General features: G+C 64.0%; 26 protein-coding genes and 1 tRNA gene. 20 read left to right on the forward strand and 7 right to left on the reverse strand.

Features of this window, described 5'->3' with window-relative positions; genetic code table 11:
- Window positions 1–1,644, reverse strand: coding sequence for a cytochrome-c oxidase, cbb3-type subunit I (gene ccoN / locus FPZ08_RS15385; RefSeq protein ID WP_146290817.1), 1,644 nt, complete (start codon window positions 1,642–1,644; stop codon window positions 1–3).
- A 259-nt stretch (window positions 1,645–1,903) separates the two neighbouring features.
- Between ccoN and FPZ08_RS15390 the strand changes: the two genes are divergently transcribed.
- The 4 genes from FPZ08_RS15390 to FPZ08_RS15405 are packed head-to-tail and all read left to right on the forward strand — an operon-like array spanning window position 1,904 to window position 4,358.
- Window positions 1,904–2,155 (forward strand): DUF2249 domain-containing protein, encoded by a 252-nt coding sequence (locus FPZ08_RS15390; RefSeq protein WP_146290818.1) that lies wholly within the window; start codon window positions 1,904–1,906, stop codon window positions 2,153–2,155.
- 12 nt (window positions 2,156–2,167) lie between these two features.
- Entirely contained in the window at window positions 2,168–3,526 is a 1,359-nt protein-coding gene (locus FPZ08_RS15395) for a hypothetical protein (protein ID WP_146290819.1), read from the forward strand.
- Window positions 3,523–4,032 (forward strand): DUF2249 domain-containing protein, encoded by a 510-nt coding sequence (locus tag FPZ08_RS15400; protein WP_146290820.1) that lies wholly within the window; start codon window positions 3,523–3,525, stop codon window positions 4,030–4,032. The genes FPZ08_RS15395 and FPZ08_RS15400 overlap by 4 nt, the downstream gene beginning before the upstream one ends.
- Window positions 4,029–4,358 carry a metal-sulfur cluster assembly factor gene (locus FPZ08_RS15405; protein WP_146290821.1) on the forward strand — a complete coding sequence of 110 codons (330 nt, stop codon included), beginning with the start codon at window positions 4,029–4,031 and terminating at the stop codon, window positions 4,356–4,358. The genes FPZ08_RS15400 and FPZ08_RS15405 overlap by 4 nt, the downstream gene beginning before the upstream one ends.
- Here the strand turns inward: FPZ08_RS15405 and FPZ08_RS15410 are convergent, their stop codons facing one another.
- The 4 genes from FPZ08_RS15410 to nirK form a co-directional block, all read right to left on the reverse strand.
- Window positions 4,359–5,573 carry an NnrS family protein gene (locus FPZ08_RS15410; protein WP_146290822.1) on the reverse strand — a complete coding sequence of 405 codons (1,215 nt, stop codon included), beginning with the start codon at window positions 5,571–5,573 and terminating at the stop codon, window positions 4,359–4,361.
- 87 nt (window positions 5,574–5,660) lie between these two features.
- Entirely contained in the window at window positions 5,661–6,317 is a 657-nt protein-coding gene (locus tag FPZ08_RS15415; RefSeq protein ID WP_146293224.1) for a Crp/Fnr family transcriptional regulator, read from the reverse strand.
- Between the two features lie 115 nt (window positions 6,318–6,432).
- On the reverse strand, window positions 6,433–7,323 hold the full coding sequence (locus FPZ08_RS15420; protein WP_146290823.1) for an SUMF1/EgtB/PvdO family nonheme iron enzyme: 891 nt from the start codon (window positions 7,321–7,323) through the stop codon (window positions 6,433–6,435).
- Window positions 7,324–7,389: 66 nt separating this feature from the next.
- The gene (nirK, locus tag FPZ08_RS15425; RefSeq protein WP_146290824.1) at window positions 7,390–8,520 is read right to left on the reverse strand and encodes a copper-containing nitrite reductase; all 1,131 of its coding nucleotides are present in this window, start codon (window positions 8,518–8,520) and stop codon (window positions 7,390–7,392) included.
- A 221-nt stretch (window positions 8,521–8,741) separates the two neighbouring features.
- Between nirK and FPZ08_RS15430 the strand changes: the two genes are divergently transcribed.
- Both FPZ08_RS15430 and FPZ08_RS15435 read left to right on the forward strand, forming a co-directional pair.
- On the forward strand, window positions 8,742–9,188 hold the full coding sequence (locus tag FPZ08_RS15430; protein ID WP_146290825.1) for a pseudoazurin: 447 nt from the start codon (window positions 8,742–8,744) through the stop codon (window positions 9,186–9,188).
- A 112-nt stretch (window positions 9,189–9,300) separates the two neighbouring features.
- The gene (locus FPZ08_RS15435; RefSeq protein ID WP_146290826.1) at window positions 9,301–10,845 is read left to right on the forward strand and encodes a PAS domain S-box protein; all 1,545 of its coding nucleotides are present in this window, start codon (window positions 9,301–9,303) and stop codon (window positions 10,843–10,845) included.
- Here FPZ08_RS15435 and FPZ08_RS15440 read toward each other — a convergent pair.
- Complete coding sequence (locus FPZ08_RS15440; RefSeq protein ID WP_146290827.1) at window positions 10,835–11,557, reverse strand: response regulator; 723 nt, start codon at window positions 11,555–11,557, stop codon at window positions 10,835–10,837. The two genes, FPZ08_RS15435 and FPZ08_RS15440, sit on opposite strands and share 11 nt — an antisense overlap.
- A 117-nt stretch (window positions 11,558–11,674) precedes the next feature.
- Between FPZ08_RS15440 and FPZ08_RS15445 the strand changes: the two genes are divergently transcribed.
- The gene (locus tag FPZ08_RS15445) at window positions 11,675–12,349 is read left to right on the forward strand and encodes a helix-turn-helix domain-containing protein (protein ID WP_146290828.1); all 675 of its coding nucleotides are present in this window, start codon (window positions 11,675–11,677) and stop codon (window positions 12,347–12,349) included.
- A gap of 17 nt (window positions 12,350–12,366) precedes the next feature.
- Entirely contained in the window at window positions 12,367–12,690 is a 324-nt protein-coding gene (locus FPZ08_RS15450) for a hypothetical protein (protein ID WP_146290829.1), read from the forward strand.
- A 222-nt stretch (window positions 12,691–12,912) separates the two neighbouring features.
- On the opposite strand, the gene FPZ08_RS15455 is transcribed toward FPZ08_RS15450, so the two are convergent.
- Window positions 12,913–13,002: transfer RNA gene (locus tag FPZ08_RS15455), tRNA-Ser, on the reverse strand.
- A gap of 119 nt (window positions 13,003–13,121) precedes the next feature.
- Between FPZ08_RS15455 and FPZ08_RS15460 the strand changes: the two genes are divergently transcribed.
- From FPZ08_RS15460 to rlmH, 12 genes are all read left to right on the forward strand, one after another.
- Window positions 13,122–13,586 carry a gamma-glutamylcyclotransferase family protein gene (locus FPZ08_RS15460; protein WP_146290830.1) on the forward strand — a complete coding sequence of 155 codons (465 nt, stop codon included), beginning with the start codon at window positions 13,122–13,124 and terminating at the stop codon, window positions 13,584–13,586.
- Window positions 13,587–13,644: 58 nt separating this feature from the next.
- Entirely contained in the window at window positions 13,645–14,409 is a 765-nt protein-coding gene (locus FPZ08_RS15465) for an MBL fold metallo-hydrolase (RefSeq protein ID WP_186767034.1), read from the forward strand.
- Window positions 14,410–14,634: 225 nt separating this feature from the next.
- Window positions 14,635–15,420 (forward strand): 50S ribosomal protein L21, encoded by a 786-nt coding sequence (locus FPZ08_RS15470; protein WP_146290832.1) that lies wholly within the window; start codon window positions 14,635–14,637, stop codon window positions 15,418–15,420.
- A 12-nt stretch (window positions 15,421–15,432) separates the two neighbouring features.
- The gene (gene rpmA, locus FPZ08_RS15475) at window positions 15,433–15,699 is read left to right on the forward strand and encodes a 50S ribosomal protein L27 (RefSeq protein WP_146290833.1); all 267 of its coding nucleotides are present in this window, start codon (window positions 15,433–15,435) and stop codon (window positions 15,697–15,699) included.
- A 116-nt stretch (window positions 15,700–15,815) separates the two neighbouring features.
- The gene (locus tag FPZ08_RS15480) at window positions 15,816–16,343 is read left to right on the forward strand and encodes a GNAT family N-acetyltransferase (protein ID WP_146290834.1); all 528 of its coding nucleotides are present in this window, start codon (window positions 15,816–15,818) and stop codon (window positions 16,341–16,343) included.
- Window positions 16,340–16,906: a GNAT family N-acetyltransferase gene (locus tag FPZ08_RS15485; protein ID WP_146290835.1), complete on the forward strand. Its 567-nt coding sequence runs from the start codon at window positions 16,340–16,342 to the stop codon at window positions 16,904–16,906. Before FPZ08_RS15480 ends, FPZ08_RS15485 begins: the two co-directional genes overlap by 4 nt.
- 21 nt (window positions 16,907–16,927) lie before the next feature.
- The gene (gene obgE / locus FPZ08_RS15490; RefSeq protein ID WP_146290836.1) at window positions 16,928–17,971 is read left to right on the forward strand and encodes a GTPase ObgE; all 1,044 of its coding nucleotides are present in this window, start codon (window positions 16,928–16,930) and stop codon (window positions 17,969–17,971) included.
- The gene (gene proB, locus FPZ08_RS15495; RefSeq protein WP_146290837.1) at window positions 17,971–19,116 is read left to right on the forward strand and encodes a glutamate 5-kinase; all 1,146 of its coding nucleotides are present in this window, start codon (window positions 17,971–17,973) and stop codon (window positions 19,114–19,116) included. The genes obgE and proB overlap by 1 nt, the downstream gene beginning before the upstream one ends.
- Window positions 19,103–20,383, forward strand: a complete 1,281-nt coding sequence (locus tag FPZ08_RS15500; protein ID WP_146290838.1) for a glutamate-5-semialdehyde dehydrogenase — start codon at window positions 19,103–19,105, stop codon at window positions 20,381–20,383. Before proB ends, FPZ08_RS15500 begins: the two co-directional genes overlap by 14 nt.
- A 6-nt stretch (window positions 20,384–20,389) precedes the next feature.
- On the forward strand, window positions 20,390–21,031 hold the full coding sequence (locus tag FPZ08_RS15505) for a nicotinate-nucleotide adenylyltransferase (protein WP_342780136.1): 642 nt from the start codon (window positions 20,390–20,392) through the stop codon (window positions 21,029–21,031).
- Window positions 21,032–21,209: 178 nt separating this feature from the next.
- Window positions 21,210–21,602, forward strand: a complete 393-nt coding sequence (gene rsfS, locus FPZ08_RS15510; protein ID WP_210246820.1) for a ribosome silencing factor — start codon at window positions 21,210–21,212, stop codon at window positions 21,600–21,602.
- Between the two features lie 9 nt (window positions 21,603–21,611).
- Window positions 21,612–22,094: a 23S rRNA (pseudouridine(1915)-N(3))-methyltransferase RlmH gene (gene rlmH / locus FPZ08_RS15515; protein WP_146290839.1), complete on the forward strand. Its 483-nt coding sequence runs from the start codon at window positions 21,612–21,614 to the stop codon at window positions 22,092–22,094.
- Window positions 22,095–22,182 lie beyond the last annotated feature (88 nt).

The following is a 22,182-nucleotide window of genomic DNA, read 5'->3' on the forward strand; positions in this document are numbered from 1 at the left end:
TTACTCTCCGGCTTGCATTGCGGGCTGGACGGGGATGTCGAGCGCGGCATCGTCAGGTGCCGGAGCCGGCATGCGGATGGTCATGATGACGTTGTAGAGCGCGACAAGGGCGCCGAGCAGGAACAGCAGGCCACCGAAGGCGCGGGCGATGTAATAGGGATGCATCGCCACCAGGCTATCGATGAACGAATAGGTCAGGCCCCCGCTCTCGGTATAGGTGCGCCACATCAGGCCCTGGATGACGCCCGAATTCCACATCGCGAAGACGTAGATAACGGTGCCCGACAGGGCGAGCCAGAAGTGAACCTCGACCAGCTTCTGCGAGTAGATGCGCTCGCGCTTGAACATGGACGGCACGATCGAATAGAGCGAGCCGAAGGTGATCATCGCCACCCAGCCCAGCGCCCCGGCATGCACATGGCCGATGGTCCAGTCAGTATAGTGGCTGAGGGAATTGACCGCGCGGATGGCCATGAACGAGCCTTCGAACGTGGTGATGCCGTAGAAGATCGCGGCCAAAGCCATGAAGCGGAGCACCGCGTCGTCGCGCACCTTGTGCCAGGCCCCGTTCAGCGTCAGCAGGGCATTGCCCGCCGAGGCCCAACTGGGCACCAGCAGCACGACCGAGAAGGCCATGCCTAGTGTCTGCACCCAATGGGGGAGAGCCGTGTAATGCAGGTGGTGCGAGCCGGCCCACATATACATGAAGGTGATGCCCCAGAAGCTGATGATCGACATCCGGTAGGAGAAGATCGGCCGGCCGGCGCGCTTGGGCAGGTAGTAGTACATCATGCCCAGAAAGCCCGCGGTGAGGAAGAAGGCCACCGCGTTATGGCCATACCACCACTGCGTCATGGCATCCTGCACGCCCGAGAACAGCGAATAGGATTTGGCGCTGCCGAAGGACACCGGCACGGCCAGGTTGTTGACGATATGCAGGATGGCCACGACCAGGATGAAGGCCATGTAATACCAGTTGGCCACATAGATGTGCGGCTCCTTCCGGCGGGCCAGGGTCCGCATATAGATGGCGAAATAGACCACCCAGACAATCACCAGCCAGATATCGGCATACCATTCGGGCTCGGCATATTCCTTGGACTGCGTCAGGCCCATCAGGTAGCCGCTGGCAGCGATGACGCAGAACAGGTTGTAGCCCAGCAGCACGAACCAGGGGCTGATCTGGTCGGGCAGGCGCGCGCGCGTGGTGCGCTGCAGCACATGGAAAGAGGTGGCGATCAGTGCATTGCCGCCGAAGCCGAAAATGACGCCTGACGTATGGACGGGACGCAGGCGCCCGAAGCTCAGCCAAGGCACGTCGAACGTCATGTCCGGCCAGGCCAGCAGCGCCGCGACCCAGAAGCCGACGCCCATACCCACCACGGCCCAGAGCAGAGTGAGGATCAGGCCGACACGGGTCGGCGCGTCGTAATATTCGTTGAGCCGCTCGGGGTTGGGCTCGGGCGCGTCCCGGCCGCGCATCACGGCGACGAAGCCGCCGAGCCCCGCCGCCAGCACGATCCAGCCGTGGATGCCCAGCAGGTCGTTGCGGCCGCCAATGGCCATGGCCAGCCCCACCAGCCCGAGCGCTCCGAGGATCAGCATGGCCCAAAGCCGCTCGGTCCGCGTCAGATCTGCAATCATGTTTTCACCCTGCCTCAACCCAGGCGTGAAGCCTGCCTTGCTGGCGAGCCGTAGCGGAAAAACCGCCCCGGTCTTTGATCCAGGACAAAGATCGCGCCGTATCGCGCCCGCATGTGCGCGCCGTGCCGCTCTGCAGCGATGATTTTGTTTGTCCGGCGACAAAGTGGCACGGCCCCGATAGCGCTAAGGCATGGTCCAGCCGGGTTCTTGGCCGCCGCCCGGCGCCTCCCCTGGGCGGCTATACGGAGAATAGACCGCCATGTCCGAAACCGAGGCTTTCCCCTCCTTCATCGATGTCCGCATCGTGCCGCCCGGCCAGCGCCATCCCCGCATCTTCGCCATGGCCCATGCGCTCGAAGTCGGGGAATCCTTCACCATCATCAACGACCACGACCCCAAACCCCTGCACTACCAGTTGCAGGCCGAATATCCCGGCCAGTTCTCCTGGACCTATCTCGAAAGCGGCCCGGAAGTCTGGCGCGTGGAGCTGGGCCGACAGGCCGAAGCCTGACGGGCGATTGCCATGCCCGGAGCGAGCCTCAGCCGTTGGACCCTCACCTATTTTGCCTGCGCCCTCCTCTGCCTGGTCGGCGCCGAAGCACTGATGGTCATGGGTTTCGGCTTTCCGGGTGCGACAATCGAAGCGCCTGAAACGCTGATCCTGGTGCATCTCGTCGCCATCGGCTGGCTCAGTCTGCTGATGTGCGGCGCGCTGTTCCAGTTCGTGCCCGTGCTGGTGGCGCGGCCCCTCCTGGGCGACGAACTGCCGCCCGTGGCGCTGGCTTTCATCCTCACCGGGCTTGTCATCCTGCTGTCCGGCTTTGCCGGCATGACGGGGCTGGTTGCCGTACCGGCCGAGGCCATGCCATTGGGCGGGCTTCTCCTCCTTCTTGGCTTCGGTACCGCTATCCTCTCGCTGGGCCGCACGCTCTGGGCGGCGCGACCGCTGACCATGCCGGCGCGCTTCGTCGTGGTGGGGCTTGCGGCACTGGCGGGCACGGCCCTGTTCGGCGAAAGTTTCGCGCTGATCCTGTCCGGGCTGGTGGGTGGCGAGGCAGCCCTGTCGCTGCTGCTCAACGGCGTGCCGCTCCATGCCTTGCTGGGTCTCGGCGGCTGGCTGACCTTCACCGCCATGGGCGTCAGCTATCGGCTGCTCGCCATGTTCATGCTGGCGCCGGAGACCGAGCGGTTCTCGACCAGCGTCGTCCTTGCCACCGGAACCCTGACGCTGATGCTCATCGCCGCCGCGACGCCCTTTGCCCTCGCCGCCGAATCCGGGCTGGCCGGCATGCTGCTGGCTGCGGCGGTGACCGGGCTCTGTGCGCTGGGCGTCTATGGCAGCGACATGCTGGCGCTCTACCGGCAGCGCAAAAGGCGCAATATCGAGCTTAATGCTGTGGCGGCAATCGGCGCCTTTGCCGCCCTGCTCGCCGCGTGCTTGCTGCTGGTTTTCCTGCTGTTTTCCGGCAGCTTGCCCGAACATGTCGGGGCGCTGACCTATCTCTTCGCTTTCGGCTGGCTGGGTGGCTTGGGCCTGGCCAAGCTCTACAAGATCGTCGCCTTCCTAACCTGGCTCGAATGCTTCGCGCCGGTGCTGGGCAAGCGCCAGACACCCCGCGTTCAGGATCTGGTCGACGAGCGCCATGCCGCACCGTGGTTCGGCGTCTACTACCTGGCGGTGGGCCTAGGTACGCTGACCCTGCTGGTGGAGCTGCCGCTGGTCTTCCGCATCGTTGCCGGCGTCCAGCTCTTCGCCACCTTGGCGATCATCCGCCACCTCTATCGCGCGCGCGAATTGCTCAATGTGCCGCCCGACCTGCGGCGCGGCTTCGCACGGCCCCATCCCTTTTGGCCCCAACCCATCGCGAGGAAACTGCCATGAACGATCTCGAACTCGATGTCCGCCCCATCCTGCGTCATGGCGGGGAACCCTTCGGCGCCATCATGGGAGCAGTGAGCCGGCTGGCCAAGGGGCAACGGCTCAAGCTCTATGCCACGTTCAAGCCCGAGCCGCTGTTCCATGTCATGGCCAGCCAGGGCTTTTCCAACGAGGCGAGCCCGCTGGAAGACGGCGAGTGGATGGTGATCTTCACCCCCGTCGACGGCGAGCGCGTCGCCGTGGTCGAATCCAGCCCCGAATCTCCCGAGACCTGGCCCGACCCGGCGCATTATCTCGACTGCACGGAACTTGATCCGCCAGAGCCCATGGTGCGCATCCTGGCCCAGCTCGAGATCATGCCGGAAGGCGAAGTGCTGTTCGCCCTGCTGGCGCGCGAGCCCATCTTCCTTTTCCCCGAGCTCAAGTTGCGCGGCCATGCCTGGGTCGGCAATTTCGACGCGGCCGGGGAGGCCTACCGGCTGATGGTCCGGGCCGGGGGGCAGAAATGAGCGAAGACGCGGAGGAGGAGGACGATGCCCTGGTGGCGCAGATACGCGAAGCCCTGCGGGCCGTCATCGACCCCGAACTGGGGCAGAATGTCGTCGATCTGGGCCTGATCTACGCGATCGAGGTCACCGATGGCTGTGTGGCCAGCATAGTCATGACCACGACGACCCGCGGCTGCCCAGCCACGAGCTTCCTGAAACAGGCCGTGCAGGACGTGGCCTGGGCCGTACCTGGCATCGAATTCGTCGACGTGGACCTGACCTACGAGCCGCCTTGGTCACCCAGCTTCATCGCACCCGAGATCGCGGGCCTGCTCGGCGCCAGATAGTCATTCCGGCCGGTCACGGCGCGTCCGCACCAGCACCGGGCCGTATTCGGCCACATAGAGCGTGAAGGCCACGATCCAGCACAGGCCGGTGGCCGAAAGCAGCTCGGTATAATAATCCGGCCAGACGCTCGCCAGCGGGCGCAGCAGGGCGGCGAGGATCAGCGCGGCATAGCTCAGCGCGGTGATCCGCGAGGCTTCCAGCGGCAACCCGGTATGACCCCGCGTCGCCCGGCTCATGATGGCCAGGGTCATGACGCCAATGGCGCCGACGGTAAAAACATGCAGGGCCGCAACCGGCTCGGCCCAGCCCAGTTGCGCGGCGGCGATGGCGAGGAAACCCAGCGGCACGAAGGCATAACCCAGATGCAGCACCAGGACGAGTTTTTCGTCCCAGCTCTGCCAGCCGCGCCAGCGCCACAGGCGCAGCAGATGCAGAATGCCGGCTACGAGGCAGGCCGAAGCCGTCCAGATTGTGCCGGGCAGGGCGACCCAGAGCGCCAGGGCCGCCAGCCCCGTGAGCAAGGCCACGGTGTCGAAGCGGTTGTAGGGGGTGGGCAGGTCGATGACATGGCGCTTGACCAGCCAGTTCCGCGTAAAGCTGGGCACGACGCGCCCGCCCATGATGGAAACCAGCATGACGAAAGCGCCGACCCCCAACCGATTGGCAAAGCCCGCATCGCCGCCCAGGGCAATGAGCAGGTGAAAGCCGATATTGGCAATGGCGAGGGCAAGGATGCCGCCGAGGATCTTGAGGTCCTTCCATTTACGGCCGGCAATGATTTCGCGGGCGCAGATGGCCAGCAGCAGTGGCAGGAAGGCGGCGTCGATCAGGATCGACGGGACGAGCCCCAGAACATCAGGCGCCAGCAGCACCAGCCGCCCCGCGCACCACACGGCGAAGAGCACGATGAGCGGGGTGCCCGAAACCGGCAGGCGCCCCGTCCAGTTGGGCACGGCGGTGAGCAGGAACCCTGCCAAGGCGGCCGAGCTATAGCCGAACAGCATTTCATGGGCGTGCCAATAAGGCCCGCCATAGCTGCCACCGATCTCCCAGCCCGCGGCCAGCGCTCCGATCCACAAGGCCATGGCGACAATCGCCCAGAGCCCGGCCGCCAGGAAAAAGGGGCGGAAGCCATAGGAGAAGATTACCGGCCCGCTGCGGGCGATACCGCGCGGCACGGGTATGCGCTTGGCGGCAGGGGAAATCTCGTTCATGGCGGCTCCGGCTGAACAGGGTGGTTCAGCGGGCGCTTTATTCCGGGCTTTGGCCAGCGTCTTTGTTCTGGCGCAAGGATGGGACGCCTAGCTCTCGCCCTCGGCCAGCGTGGCAAGACCGGCCGCGTCGCGCACCAGCAGCTTCTGCCGCCCGCCTTCCACCAGCCCCTTGGCCTCCCAGGCGCTGAGAATGCGCGAGACGGTGTGGAGCGTAGTGCCGGTCATTTCGGCAATGTCCTGCCGGGAGATGGGGAAGTCGATGCGGATGCCGTTGCCTTCCTTGCGGCCTGCCTGGTCGATCAGACGCAGCACGGCATGGGCCACGCGGCGCTCGACTTCCTCCGTGGCCATTTCGCGGATACGGGTATGGGCCTCCTGCAGACGCTGGCCGATGGTCTGCATGGCGTTGACCGCCAGATGCGGGTTCTGCTCGACAAAGAGGCCCCACACTTCGGTGGGCCAGCACAAGACCAGGCTCTCAGCCGCGGCGGTGGGCGTGCCGGGATAATCGTCGCGCATCAGCGCTTTGGCAAAGCCGAAAATGTCGCCCGGATGGACCACGCGCACGATGATCTGCTGTCCGTCGGATGTGACCTGGGTCACCTTGAGCCGGCCATGCAGCAAAAGGAAGAACTGGGTGGCCTTCTGCCCCTGCTCGAACACGGCCTCGCCTGTTAGCACACGGCGCAAGGTGGCGCGGGCCAGCATCCGGTCGAGTTCGGCATCACTGAGCTTCTCGAACATCGGCAAGGCGCGCACGAGGCTGCGGTCAATTGCTGCCAAGATCGGAATCCTATCGTGTTGACGGCCTTGCCTTACACGATAGTCCGGGGCGCCGGTATTCGGCAATCGGCCGCAGTCAGCGACCGAAGAAGGCCAATAATGGTTCGTACCAGGCCTGCTGCCGCACCAGGCGGAAGCCGAGATTGTCCGGCGGAATGCCCACCGAGCAGCCCCCGCTCTTGGCGTCGCGGATGAAGAAGCTCATCGGCGTGCGATGCTGGCCGTCGAGCACCTTGATGGTGCAGGCGGGCACCTCGCTCAGCAGGGCACCGGCCGCATCGACATGCACGCGGCGATGGCAGGTCTGCGTCCATTCCCACACATTGCCGCCCATATCGGCAATGCCGTTTTCGTTGAGGCCGAAGCTACCCAGAGCCAGCGGTAGGCGACCGGCATCGCTTTCGCGGGCCGCTTCCTTCTCGTAATTGGCCAGCCAGCGTTCGGCAGGATTGGTATTGTCGTCATCGATGCCCAGCGCATCATCGGCAAAGCCCTTGCCGGCGGCGAAGGCCCATTGCCGGTCGGTGGGCAGGGCCCAGTCCTGGCCGGTTTCTGTCGAGAGCCACGCCGCGTAAGCCACCGCATCATTGTAGTTGACGCCGGTCACCGGCACATTGCCCACGCCGATATTGCGCGGCTCGGCCGGGGCGCAGGCGCCGTCGGCGACGCAGGCGGCATAATCGGCAGCGCTCACCTGATATTTCATGATGACCAGCGGCGCATCGAGCCTGGCGGTGACCATGGGGGCATCGACGGGATTGCCGTTGCGCAGAAAGTGCCCTTCGGCGCGATAGGTGAAATCCACCGGCGCCAGCGTCACGGTTTCCGGCCCATTGGCATCAGGAGCCGGAATGAGGCCGGGCAGGTCGAGCTGGACGCCGATCAGCAGCGCGCCCGCAACCAGCAGGATGGCCGGCAGGGCGACCGAATTGCGCAATCTGTCGATGGGGTGTGCAAGGGCGGTCATTTCAAAAATCTCCGCTCGGGAGAGGCATGGCGCACGTGGCGCCATGCCGTTTCGCGTCAGCCCGGATCAGATCGGGCTGGGGGCCAGCACGCTGGTCATCAGGTCGTCATTCCACTCGCCGGTCACCTTGAAGTGGGCGGCGGCGCCCAGTTCGAAGGCCTCGATCAGGTTGTGGTTGACATAGGCGTAGACGCCCGGCTGCAGGAACGTGTAGAGCGCCGCGCCCGCCGCACCGCCAGGCACGAACCAGGTTTCCTGGTCGACATCGGGGGCGTTGTGGAACTTGCCGGTCTGCCAGACATAGTTGCCATGGCCGCCGATCAGGTGGGGCCGCGTATCGCGGTTGGCTTGCGAATGCAGGATCAGCACGCGTTCGCCCACGGCGGCCGTCATGGCATTCTCGCCGGTCAGCGCCCCTACCCTGCCGTTGAACACGACATGGCTCGGGATCAGCTTGCGCATCACTTCGAGTGCATCGGCATAGCCGTCGCCGATGCTCTCATAGGCGATGTAATTGCCGTCTTCGTCCCGGGGCACATAGAAGTCCTGCTCGCCCACATAATAGACCCGGTCATAGGCAAGTGCATTGCCCTTGCCGTCAGTCAGGCCCTCGCGCGGCAGCACCATCATCGCGCCGTTCATACCGGCGGTGACGTGCCAGGGCACCATACCCTCGGGCGCGCAGTGGTAGACGAAGACGCCGGCCTTGGTGGCCTTGAAGCGCAGGATCGCCTTTTCGCCCGGGTTGACGATGGTCAGCCCCGCGCCACCCAGGGCGCCGGTGGCCGAGTGGAAGTCGATATTGTGCTGCATCATGTTGGTGGCGGGATTGATCAGCGTCAGCTCGACATAGTCGCCCTCATGCACCACCATCAGCGGGCCAGGCACCGAGCCGTTGAAGGTCATGGCCCACAGCGTCGTGCCCTCATCGTCCACTTCATGCAGCTTTTCCTCGATCGTCATGGTGAACTCGACGATTTTGGGGCCGCCGGTCGCCACCTGCTCATGGGCATGGACGAAAGGCGGGGGCACCAGCTCGACCTTGACGCGCTCCAGCGTGCTCAGATCGACGGCCGCGGCGGTAGCTGCGGCTTCCTGTGCGGCTGCTGGCAATATTGCCGACAATTGCACGGCTGCCCCAATAGCTGTGGCACCAGCAAGTAACGCTCGGCGCGAAAGTCCCTGACGATTTGCCATTTTATTATCCTGTTCTTGGGTGGAGCATTTTCTCTACCCGTATGATCATGGATATTGCATGGTTCGTCCATTTTCTTTGATCTAAAGCAAATATTCGAACGAATTCAGGGCCAACGAAAATTCAAACAAGTTTGACATGCGTCAAAGAAGCATTGCCCCGCCAGGCATAGAGCAGGACCGAAACGGGCCCGCGAATGGACCCGCATTGAAGGAGATCCAACATGCGCAACGCCCTCACCCCGCTGGTCGCGGCAATCGCCTTTGCGGGCCTGGCCATCGCCCCCGCCTTCGCCGCCGATTACGAAGTCCACATGCTCAACAAGGGCGCTGCCGGCGCCATGGTGTTCGAGCCTGCCTATGTGCAGGTGCAGCCGGGCGACACGGTCACCTTCATCCCTACCGACAAGGGGCACAATGTCGAGACCATCAAGGAAATGCTCCCCGAGGGCGTCGAGACCTTCAAGAGCAAGATCAACGAGACCTACACGGTCACCTTCGACATTCCCGGCGTCTATGGCATCAAATGCACCCCGCATTTCGCCATGGGCATGGTCGGGATGATCTTCGTCGGTGACGAGAATGCCAATCTGGATGCCGTCAAGGCGGTGAAAGTGCCCAAGAAGGTGGGCGAACGCTTCGACGAAATCTACGCCGCACTGGGGCTCTGAGACCTCAACGCTCACGCCCCGTCCCCCGCAGGTGCACCTGCGGGGGTTTTTGTTTGTGCCAGCCGCCCCGCCTCGCTACGATTCACCGACGATCCAGAGTGGCGAGCCCAACGTGTCCGACCTAGAAGAACGCAATTCCTCCCTGCTTGGCCAAGCCCGCAAGTTGCAGGCCATGCTGGAATCGGCGGTCGACGCCATCATTACCATCGACGGCTCGGCCACCATCACCACGGTCAATCCGGCCGCCGCGCGCCTGTTCGGCTACGAGCAGCACGAATTCCTGGGGCGCAACGTGCATTTCCTCATGCCCGAGCCCTATCACTCCGAGCATGACGGCTATATCCGCAATTACCGCACGACCGGCCGCCGCAAGATCATCGGCATCGGCCGCGAAGTGACCGGAAGGCGGCGCGACGGCACCTTGTTTCCCATGCATCTGGCCGTGAGCGAATTCGAAATGGATGGGCGGGTGCATTTCACCGGCATCATCCACGATCTCTCCGCCCACAAGGCCACCGAAATGGCCCTGCGCCAGGCGCAGAAAATGGAGGCCATGGGCCAGCTGACCGGCGGCATCGCCCATGACTTCAACAACCTGCTCACGGTCATCATCGGCAATCTCGAAATGCTCGAGGGCAAGCTCACCACGCCCCTGCAGCGCGAATTGACCACCGAGGCGCTGGAAGCGGCCGATCTGGGGGCCCGCCTCACCGCGCGGCTGCTCGCCTTTGCCCGACGCTCCCACCTCGAGCCGGAAAGCGTCAATCTCAACAATTTCGTGGTCGGCCTCACCGATATGCTGCACCGCACATTGGGGGCGACCATCTACCTCTCCAATGCGCTGACGCCCAATCTCTGGTCGGCGCGGGTCGATCCGTCTCAGGTGGAAAGCGCCATCGTCAATCTGGCCGTCAATGCACGCGACGCCATGCCCGAAGGCGGTCGCCTGCTGATCGAGACGGACAATGCCGCCATCGACGCCGACATGTCCGCCACGCTGGATGGCCTGCCACCGGGCGACTATGTCCGCCTCTCCGTATCCGATACCGGCGCAGGCATGCCCTTATCCGTGCGCGAACGCGCCTTCGAGCCCTTCTTCACCACCAAGGAACAGGGCAAGGGCACTGGGCTGGGGCTGTCCATGATCTATGGCTTTGCCAAACAGTCAGGGGGCCTGGCCACGATAGAAAGCGTCGAAGCCAAGGGCACCACGGTTACCATCTATCTGCCGCGGCACCGCGTCGAACCGGTGCGCCTGCATGGCGCCGACGATCTCACCGCCATGCCGGGCGGCGGCCAGGTTATCCTGGCCGTCGAGGACGACGAGCGCGTGCGCAAGCTCACCGTCACCCGGCTCTCGCAACTGGGCTATACCGTACTTGCCGCCGCCAGTGGCACCGAAGCGCTGGAACTGCTGAAGAGCAAGGCGGTCGACCTGTTGTTTACCGATGTCGTGATGCCCGGCGGCATGTCCGGCTATGAGCTACGCCAGCAGGTCCGCGAGCTTTATCCGCACATGCCGGTGCTGTTGACGTCAGGCTATGCGGAGGAATTGGCGGGCAATCAGGTCAAGCCCGATGCCGACCTGCGGATATTGCGCAAGCCCTACCGCATGGCCGATCTGGCTTCGGCCATCGACGAGGCCCTCAAGGTGTGAGGTTTTTCGGAGTGAAGCTGTAGCCGGTTCCCCGCACCGTCTTGAGCAGGCGCGGCTGGTCGCTGTCGGCTTCGATGAGCTTGCGCAGCCGGGCAATCTGGTTGTCGATGCTGCGATCGTTCGGCGCCCAGTCATGCCCCTTGAGCAGGTCCATGATCTGGTCGCGGCTCAAGACGCGATGCGGATGTCGCGCAAACAGCACCAGCAGGTCGAATTCACCGCTGGTGATGCGGATTTCCGCCCCGTCGGGCCCGCTCAGCTCGCGCCGGTCCACATCGAGCGCGAAGCCGTCGAAACCAATCCGCGTGCCGGCTGATACCGCGGGCGCGCGCTCGCTGCGCGGCCCGGCCCGGCGCAGTACCGAGCGCACCCGCGCCAGCACTTCGCGCAGGTGAAAGGGCTTGGCGATATAGTCGTCAGCGCCGATTTCGAGCCCCACTATGCGGTCGATCATGTCGCCCTTGCCCGTGATCATGATGATGGGCAGGTCCCGGCTCTGCCGCACCGCGCGGGCAATGGTGAGCCCGTCCGTGCCACCCAGGTTGAGATCGAGCGTGATGAGATCGATATCCCCGGCCAGCGCGGCATTCACCCCGGCCTGGTCCGTGGCCTCGGATACCCGATAGCCCTCATCCTCGAAACAGCGCCGCAGCATGCGCCGCACCTGGTCATCGTCATCAACGACCAGAATGTGATGTTGCGCCTCCGCCATCCGCCGTCCCGTTACAAAGCGTTACAATTCAGTACGAAGCACCCGCACGGCGCTTACATGACCGGTGTCTATATGGCCACAACGACGACAGGACGTTGAGGGTCCGGGGCAGATATCATGCAGCTTTCCACTATCGCATTGGCAGTTGAGACTCAAACGTCGGCCATGGGCGCCATCGGCTCGGGCGGCGTGCGGCTGCTCTCCCCCTACGATCCCCTGTTCCGGGAAGGCGATGAAACCACCGGCTTCTACGAAATCCTCAGCGGCGCCGTCCGCGCCTACAAGATTTTTCCCGATGGCCGGCGGCAGATCGTGGCCTTCGCCTTTGCCGGCGACATTGTCGGCTTCGGCCATGGCGACACCTATCGCTTCGATTGCGATGCGCTGACCACGACCCGCGTGCGGGCCATTCCGAAATCCTCGCTGCTGCGTGCCATGCGCGAACGGCCCGAACTGGGCGAAAAACTGCTCGAAGTGGCCGGCGGGGAAGTCGCCAACATGCAGGATCTCTCCATCCTGCTCTGCCGCAAGACCGCCATCGAGCGCATTGCCAGCTTCCTGCTCACCATGGCCGGCAAGAGCGCCGGCCCACTGACCGGCCGCCAGTTACCGCTGCCCATGTGTCGGGCGGACATTGCCGATTATCTCGGCCTCACCATCGAAACAGTCAGCCGCAACATGACGCGGCTCAAAGCCATGCGGGTCATCGACCTGCCCAATCGGGGCAACTTCGTCGTACGCGACATCGATCGCCTGCGTCTTCTGGCGCAGTGCGAAGGCAACATGCACTGAGGACGGGAGGCAAGACCTTGGATCGTAATCGTCGGCGCGTTGCCATCGGCGTCTTTGCTACACTCGGCGACGCCGAAAGCGTAGTTGTGCGGCTCACGGCGCTCGGCATCACCCATTTCGAACGCCTGCCGGCTTCCGCCGACCAGGCTGCGGCCGACCCCGATCGCAAAGCATCGGACCAATCGCTCGGGGTTTCATCCCAATCGAACAGCCCTTCCTCCAACGCGGTCTCGCTGCGGATTTACCTGAACACGCCTGACGAAGAACAACTCGTCGCCGCCACTCTGCTGGCGAGCGCGGCCCGCAGCGTACTGCTACACGATGTCGACCCAGCCGCATGACGGCATCCCTTGTACCCGTCGTCAAGCTGTCTAGGCAGGGCAATGATGCGTCGGATTTGCAGCAAGAACGAACGTAGCCACTCTCGCTATTTCGACCGTCGGGATACCATCGAAATTAGATTGATTGTCGTGCCTGGTGCCAAGCAGGCCTCGGAAACAACCCGAAACCAGCGCTCGGACAACCTTCTCAAAAGCTGGTCATATAGTTTTTGGAAGGTCGACTGGCGGAGAGAGAGGGATTCGAACCCCCGATGGAGTTGCCCCCATGCCGCATTTCGAGTGCGGTGCATTCAACCACTCTGCCATCTCTCCGCGAGATCGATTGGGGCACCCGGAAGGGTGCCGGCTGGTCGACACGGGCGGGCTTATGACATAGCAATGAAAGCCCCGCAACACCTGTTGTGGGCTTCATTCGCCTTTGGACCCGGTCCATGCTCTTCATTTATGGCACGCTGCAGGATGCCGATGTGCTGGGCGCCGTATTGGGGCGACCGGTGGTAGTGGCCGGCCTGCGCCGGGCCGTGGCGCCCGGATTTCGGGCCGTGGTGCATCCCGGACGGGTCTATCCGGCATTGGTCGCATCCGGCGACGAAGCGGCGCCCGGATTGCTGCTCGACAACTTGTCCCACCTCGACCTGGCCGTGCTCGATGCCTTTGAGGGCGAGGAATATCGGCGCAGGCCCATCTCAGTGCTGGTCGATGGCGTCGGGCATCCGGCCGATGCCTATCTGCCACTGGCCGCCATTTCGGCCAATGCGCCGGTCTGGTCGCTGGCCGACTGGACATCAGTGCACAAGCCGGCAGTACTGGGTCGGGAGACCGAGACGGCAACGGCATTGCGGCAGCGCCTCGCGGCACAGGTGCCCGATGATCGTCACGATTTCGTGCAACAGTGAACTCCGCCGCCTTCACTTGCGTTCGAAGAACGCAAGCTGGCGATCAAGGGAGGATCCGATGGTAAAGCGCCGCGACGTCGTGGCCGGACTGGCAACGCTGCCACTGGCCGGAACCCTATCATTCATGCCCGCCTGGGCACAGCAGGTGACTTTGGAGGGCGACGCCATCGCCACATCGGATGGCGACATCATCATCCATCCGGTCGATCATGCCAGCCTGGTCCTGGGCTTTGGCGACGCCGTGATCTACGCCGATCCGGTCGGCGGCGCCGCGCTCTATGAGGGCCTGCCGCCGCCAACCGCCATTCTCGTCACCCACGGCCATGGCGACCATTTCGACGTGCCGACGCTGGAAGCCATTGCCGGATCGGCGCCGATCCTCACCAGCCAGGAAGTGTTCGACAAGCTGCCCGAGGCGCTCAAGGCCAATGCGACGGCCATCGCCAATGGCGCGGATACCAGCCTCGATGGCATCGCCATCCGCGCCATTGCCGCGCACAACATCACCGAAGACCGCATGCAGTATCACCCGGTGGGCGTGGGCAATGGCTATGTGCTGACCCTGGGCGACAAGCAGGTCTATATAGCCGGCGACACCGAGCCGACCGACGATATGCTGGCTTTGACCGATATCGCCGTCGCCTTCCTGCCGATGAACCTGCCCTATACGATGACGCCGGAACAGGCAGCCCAGGCCATCAATACGTTCAAGCCGGCCATCGCCTATCCCTATCACTATGGGGACAGCGATCTGGCGCCGCTGGAAACGGTGGGCGACCATACCGAGGTGCGCCTGCGCGACTGGTATGCGAGCGGCGCCTGAAGGCTCGAGCTAAGCCTTGACTCTTGGGGCGTTTGCCCCGATAAGCGCCCACGAAACGTGCGCTGGCCCTGCTGGCGCGCTTTTCTTTGTTTGAAAACGCTGTTCGAGGCTGGCCGCCGGTTCGCACCGGCATCCATTCGAAGTCCGCAGGAAAAGGGCCAAAAACCTGCGGCGCCACAGAGCGCGACACAATGGGACCGGGCGTTTGACGCTCCCGGTTATGCTATGACTTTCGCCGTGATCAAGACCGGTGGCAAGCAGTACAAGGTTGCCGCCAACGACGTTCTCAAGATTGAAAAGCTCGATGCCGAAGCCGGCACCATCGTCACCTTCGACCAGGTGCTGATGGTTGGCGACACCGTCGGTGCCCCGCTCGTCGAAGGCGCGCTCGTCGCTGCCGAACTGCTCGAGACCCGCAAGCAGAAGACGGTCATCATTCTCAAGAAGAACCGTCGCCACAATTATCGTCGCCGCAACGGCCACCGCCAGCTGCTGTCGACCGTGCGCATCACCGAAATCCTGACCGGCGGCGCCAAGCCGACCATCAAGGCTGCCGGCGTCGCGACCAAGACCGATGCCGTCACCGAGGCAAAGCCCGCCAAGGCCAAGGCTGAAGCCAAGACCGCTGAAACCAAGACTGCTGCCCCCAAGGCGGCCGCTCCCAAGGCCAAGGCAGAGCCCAAGGCTGAAGCCGCGACCGAAGCCAAGGCCGCTGCGCCCAAGAAGGCCGCCAAGCCTGCCGCCGATTTCAACGATGACATCAAGCTCATCGGTGGCGTTGGTCCGGCGCTGGAAAAGAAGCTGAACGCCGCCGGCGTCACCAGCCTCACCCAGATCGCCGCCTGGAAGAAGGCCGATATCGCCAAGTTCGACGAAGAGCTCGACCTGCGTGGCCGCGCCGAGCGCGACGAATGGGTTGCCCAGGCCAAGGATCTGGTCGCTGGCAAGCCCCCGCGCGCCAAGGTCGACCAGGAAGCCGTGGCCGACAAGGCCGAAGACAAGACGAAGTAAGGAGCCCGCACCATGGCACACAAAAAAGCAGGCGGTTCATCCCGCAACGGTCGTGATACCGCTGGCCGTCGTCTCGGCGTGAAGAAGTTCGGTGGCGAAGCTGTCGTCGCCGGCAACATCATCATCCGCCAGCGCGGCACCAAGTGGCATCCCGGCACCGGCGTCGGTCTGGGCAAGGATCACACCATCTACGCACTCGTGGACGGCTCCGTGTCGTTCCGCACCCGTGCGAATTCGCAGGTCTTCGTTTCCGTCGACCCGGCAGAGGCCGCCGAATAGTCCGGCAGGTCCTTCGAACCAGCCGGTGACCAGTTCCCCGGCTCGCGTTCGCAGCAAGCGAAATTGAAGGGGAACCGGTTCGCCGGTTCCCCTTTTCGCATTCAGGCAGACCGCAGATGGACGCTCTCAAGGACAGCCTTCCCGCCACGCTGACGACGGATCGCCTGGTGCTGGCCATGCCCACCCTGGCGCATGCTTCCGATATCGCGCGATTGGCCAACAATCGGCGCATCCATGAAGTCATGTCGCGGCTACCCTTTCCCTATACCGAGACCGACGCCCGCTTTTTCATCGAGCAGATCGTCCCGAGCCCCGAGGAGCTGTGCTACGCCATCCTGGGCGATGCTACATTCATGGGCATTGTTGGCCTGACCTTCGCCGATGGGTCGCCACCGGCGCTGGGCTATTGGCTGGGCGAGCCCTATTGGGGCCACGGCTATGCCACCGAGGCCGCCCATGCCGTGGTCATCGCCGCGCGGCAAGCAGGTTGCCCGGCTTTGCAGTCCCGCGCCCTGCTGAGCAATGCCGGCTCGCGCAATGTGTTGCGCAAAGTCGGCTTTATCGAAACCGGCGAGACTGTTGATGAAGCGGGCACACTGGCTGGCCAGCGGGTCATGCAGATGCGGCTGGAGTTTGCGGCATGAATGTCACCCTGCGCACACCCCGCTTCATCCTGCGCCAGCCCCAGGTTGGCGATGCCGAAGCCATTGCCCGCTACCTCAACGACTTCGAGGTCGCCGGCAATCTGGCACGCGTGCCCTTTCCCTATCACCTGAGCGATGCACGGGCCTGGCTGCGCACCCGCCTGCCCAACCTGCCGCTCGAGGAAACCAATTTCGCCATCGACCTGCCCGATAGCGGCATGGTCGGCCAGGTCGGCTTTCATCGCGGCCCTGACGGCCCCATTATCGGCTATTGGCTGGGCCGCCCCTTCTGGGGCCGCGGCATCATGACCGAAGCGGTCGCGGCCAGCCTCGACTGGCTGTTTTCCGCCTCGGACATCCCAGCCGTCTATTCCGGCGTGTTCCATTTCAACGCGGCTTCGCTGGCCATCCAGACCAAGCTCGGATTTACCCAAACCGGCCGCTCCACCCTGCTCTGCCTTGCGCGCGGCGCCGAGGTGGAGCATATCGACACGATAATGACGCGCGAGCGTTTCCAGCAAAAGTGGCAGCCGGTTTTGCGGCCCGGAAACGCAACACGGTAGAACCTGGAAGGCCTCAAGCAAATGAAGTTCCTCGATCAGGCCAAGGTCTATGTCCGTTCCGGCGATGGCGGCGGCGGCGCCGTGTCGTTCCTGCGCGAGAAATTCGTCGAATTCGGCGGTCCCAATGGCGGCAATGGCGGGCGCGGTGGCGATGTGGTCATCGAATGCGTCGACGGGCTCAACACGCTGATCGATTATCGCTACCAGCAGCATTTCAAGGCCAAGACCGGCACCCATGGCATGGGCAAGCAGCGCACCGGCGCCGATGGCGCCGACGTGGTGCTGCGCGTGCCCGTCGGCACGCAGATTTTCGAGGACGACAACGAAACCCTGATCGCCGACATGACCGAGGTGGGCCAGCGCGTCGTGCTGCTGTCCGGCGGCAATGGCGGCTTCGGCAATGCCCATTTCAAGACCAGCTCCAACCAGGCGCCCCGCCATGCCAATCCCGGCCAGGTTGGCACGGAAAAATGGGTCTGGCTGCGCCTCAAGCTGATCGCCGATGCCGGTCTCGTCGGCCTGCCCAATGCCGGCAAGTCGACCTTCCTCGCCGCCGTCTCGGCCGCCAAGCCCAAGATTGCCGATTATCCGTTCACCACGCTGCATCCCAATCTCGGCGTCGTCTCGATCGGCGAACGCGATTTCGTGCTGGCCGATATTCCGGGGCTGATCGAAGGGGCCAGCGAAGGCGCGGGCATCGGCGACCGCTTCCTTGGCCATGTCGAACGCTGCGGCGTACTGATCCACCTGATCGACGGCACGCAGGACGATGTGAAGCTGGCCTACAAGACCATTCGCAACGAACTGGCCGCCTATGACGAGCGACTGGCGGAAAAACCGGAACTGGTGGTGCTCAACAAGATCGACGCCATCGAGCCCGACGACCTCAAGGAAAAGCTCAAACTGCTGAAAAAGCTCAGCAAGCAGGATGTGCTGCTGGTCTCGGGCGTCACCGGCAAGGGCGTCGACCAGGTGCTCTATGGCGTGATCGAGACGCTGGATGCCGAAAAGGCCGCCAGGCTCGAAGCCACCCGCCGCAAGACCGAGCCGAACTGGGCCCCCTGATGAGCGCCAATGCCCTCGCGCCCTATAAGCGTCTGACCATCAAGATCGGCTCTGCCCTGCTCGTCGATAGCAAGGGCAAGCTGCGCGCCGCCTGGCTGGCTGACCTGGCCGCCGATATCGCCGCGCTCAAGGCCGAGAAGCGCGACGTGGTTATCGTTTCCTCGGGCGCCATCGCGCTGGGGCGAGGTCTGCTGGGTCTCTCCGCCGTGGCGCTGACGCTGGAACAGAGCCAGGCCGCCGCCAGCGCCGGGCAGATTGCCCTGAGCCAGGCCTGGGCCGAAGCACTGGGCCGGCACGGCATCGTCACCGGGCAGATTCTCATCACGCCCAACATTACCGAAGAGCGGCGCTATTATCTCAATGCGCGCACCACGATTGCGACATTGCTGGGCCTCGGCGCCATTCCCATTATCAACGAGAATGACAGCGTCGCCACCGCCGAAATCCGCTATGGCGACAATGACCGCCTGTCGGCCCGCGTCGCCACCATGATCGAGGCCGATTGCCTGGTGCTGCTCTCCGATGTCGATGGGCTCTATACGGCGCCTCCCGCCAAGGACCCAGATGCCGAACACCTGCCTGACATCAAGGTCATAACGCCAGCCATCGAGGCCATGGCGGGCGGCGCGGCCAGCCACCTGTCGCGCGGCGGCATGACCACCAAGGTCGAGGCCGGCAAGATCGCTACCCAGGCCGGCACCGCCATGATCATCGCCAAGGGCACCGAGAGCCATCCGCTCAAGGCCCTGACCGAAGGCGCCCGCCACACCCTGTTCCATGCCGCCCAGAGCCGGGCGCAGGCCCGCAAGCGCTGGATCATGGGCACGCTGGCGGTATCAGGCACGCTGACGGTCGATGCCGGCGCCGCGCGGGCCCTGCTGACCGGCAAGTCGCTGCTGCCCATCGGCGTAACGAAAGTCACCGGCGCCTTCGAGCGCGGCGATACCGTGGCCGTGCTCAATCCCGATGGCATGGAAATCGCCCGGGGCCTGGCCGGATTCGACAGCGAGGATGCGCGCCTGGTCATCGGCAAGCGCAGCGATGCGGTGATCGAACTGCTCGGCTCGGGCAATCGCGGCGCCATGGTGCATCGTGATAATCTGGTATTGGTGGGCACTATGGAGGACAGCAATGAGCGCGCTTGAAGCTGAAAAGCCCGTCACCGAAGTCATGGCCGAAATCGGCCGCAACGCCCGCATTGGCGCCAGGGCTCTGGCCATCGCCATATCGGAGCAGAAGCGCACCGCCCTGTTGACCGCCGCCGGCGCCATCAATGCGCATCGCAAGAAAATCCTCGCGGCCAATGCCAAGGATATGGAAGCGGCGCAGACGAAGGGCATTTCCAAGGCCTTTCTCGACCGCCTGCTGCTATCAGATGCCCGCATCGACGGCATTATCGAGGCGGTGAAGACCATTGCCGAACTGCCCGACCCCGTCGGCACCACCATTGCCGAATGGGACCGGCCCAATGGCCTGCATATCGAGCGCGTGCGTACGCCGCTCGGCGTCATCGGCGTGATCTTTGAAAGCCGCCCCAATGTGACGGCCGATGCCGGCGCGCTCTGCATCAAGTCGGGCAATGCCGTGATCCTGCGCGGCGGCAGCGACAGCTTCCATTCGAGCCACGCCATCGTCGAATGCATGCTCGATGGCCTGCATCTGGCCGGCCTGCCGGTGGAATGTGTGCAACTGGTCCCCACCACGGACCGCGCCGCCGTGGGTGAAATGCTCAAGGGGCTGGGTGGCAATATCGACGTCATCGTGCCGCGCGGCGGCAAGACGCTGGTCGCTCGCGTGCAGGACGAAGCGCGCGTGCCGGTCTTCGCCCATCTCGAAGGGCTGGTGCATGTCTATATCGACAAGAGCGCCGATCTCGAAAAAGCCGTCAACGTCACCCTCAACGCCAAGATGCGCCGCACCGGCATTTGCGGCGCCGCCGAGACCCTGCTTGTGCACCAGGACGTGGTCGGCACCCACCTCAATCCCATCCTTGACGCGCTCATGGCCAAAGGCTGCGAAATTCGCGGCGATGCTGTGGTCAATGCTAACAGTCCGCTAACATTAAGGGCCACTGAGGAGGACTGGAAAACCGAATACGAGGACGCCATCATCTCAGTGAAAGTGGTCGACGATGTTGCGGCGGCCATCGCCCATATCGAGCATTATTCGAGCCATCACACCGAGGCGATCATCGCCGAAGACCCTGTCGCCGTTGAAAAATTCTTCAACGAGATCGACTCCGCCATCCTGCTGCACAACGCCTCGACCCAGTTCGCCGATGGCGGTGAATTCGGCTTTGGCGGCGAGATCGGCATCGCCACCGGCAAGATGCACGCCCGCGGCCCGGTTGGCGTCGAACAGCTCACCAGCTTCAAATACCGCGTCCGCGGCAATGGCCAGACGAGACCCTGACCCCTATTGACCCTGCGCCATCCCATCCGCATTGCCGGGATTACCGAACTGCCTCCATCTGGCAGCGGCATGCGCATTGGCCTGTTCGGCGGCAGCTTCAACCCCATCCATGAGGGCCATCGCCTCGTCGTGGAGGAGACCTTGCGCCGGCTTGAACTCGATGCGCTCTGGGTGCTGGTGACACCGGGCAATCCCCTCAAGAACCACAATGATCTCGCGCCGCTGGCCGACCGGGTGCTGGCTGCAAGGCAATTGCTCGACCACCCGAAGGTCCGCGTCACCGGCTTCGAGGCCGCGCATGGCTTCACCTATTCCTGGCAGACGGTTCTCTTCCTGACCAAGACCATGCCCGACCGCCGTTTCGTCTGGATCATGGGCGCCGACAACCTGGTGGATTTCAACCGCTGGGAGCGCTGGCGGGAAATCGCGGCCATGGTGCCCATGGCGGTCTATGTCCGCCCCGGTTCCAGCCGGCTGGCACCGGTCTCGATGGCCGCCAGCTACCTGGCGCGCTGGCGCATCGATGAGGATGACGCCCCCCGCCTCGCCGCACTACCGCCGCCCGCCTGGGTCTACCTCCATGGCCGGCAATCGCCGCTCTCCTCGTCGGCCATACGGGCAGGCCGGCAACACGTTAAGCCAAAGTGACGCCCCAATCTTGCGAAACTGTCACGTAAAGCGCATATTGAAGCGTGTGATTTTTAGTCACCGGAACAGGAACTGACTGCTTGCCGTTTGCCAAACGCCTGCAACATTCCGATCAACAACCAAGGATGCTGACCCCACGCATGACCCATGCACTGGCATGGGCGGAAGGCCATTGCTGATGGCCGCGCTGCCCGAGAACACCGTCACCAAGTCCGAAGCGCCCGTCGCGGCCCCGGAACGCCCCATGATCGATGTGATCCTTGAATGCCTTGACGATGCCAAGGCCGAGGAGATCGTTGCCGTGGACATTACCGGCAAGTCCTCGCTGGCCGACCACATGGTCGTGGCCTCCGGCCGTTCGCAGCGCCACGTCGGCGCGGTGGCCGACCAGATGATCACTGCCCTGCGCGATGCCGGCTACGGCAAGCCGCGCGTGGAAGGCCTGCCGCATTGCGACTGGGTCCTGGTTGATGCCGGCGATGTCATCGTCCACATCTTCCGCCCCGAAGTGCGCGAATTCTACAATATCGAGAAGATGTGGCAGGCGGACTTCGCCGCCGACGCCCACTAGCCGGCGCACATGCGGGTAACCGTTGCGGCTGTCGGCCGGATGAAGGCCGGGCCGGAGCGGGAACTGGTTGCCCGCTATCTCGATCGGGCTGCCGGCGGCGGCAAGCCGCTGGCGCTTGTTGGTTTCGACGTCATCGAACTCAATGAATCCCGCGCCTCCTCCTCGGCCAGCCGCAAGGCTGACGAGGCCAAGGCCCTGCGCGCCGCCCTGCCCGATGGCATCGTGGTCGCGCTGGACGAACGCGGCAAATCCATCGCCTCGGAACCCTTCGCCAACCAGCTCGGTCGCTGGCGCGACGACGGCCGCCCGGCGGTGAGTTTCGTCATCGGCGGCGCCGACGGGCTGGATCCTGCCTTCGTGCAATCGGCCGACCTGGTGCTGAGCTTTTCGCCCATGGTCTGGCCACACCAACTGGTCCGCATCATGCTGGCCGAACAGCTTTATCGCGCCACCACCATCCTCAGCGGTCACCCCTATCATCGTGGCGATTGAGCTGCCGGCAATCACGTCATGGTTAAGCAGTGTTAACCTGCGGTTTGCGGGCGTCTTGCTATTGTGGCCCGATTGATTCGGGCGCGTG

The sequence above is a fragment of the Devosia ginsengisoli genome, from assembly GCF_007859655.1.
In the GTDB taxonomy this organism is placed as follows: domain Bacteria; phylum Pseudomonadota; class Alphaproteobacteria; order Rhizobiales; family Devosiaceae; genus Devosia; species Devosia ginsengisoli.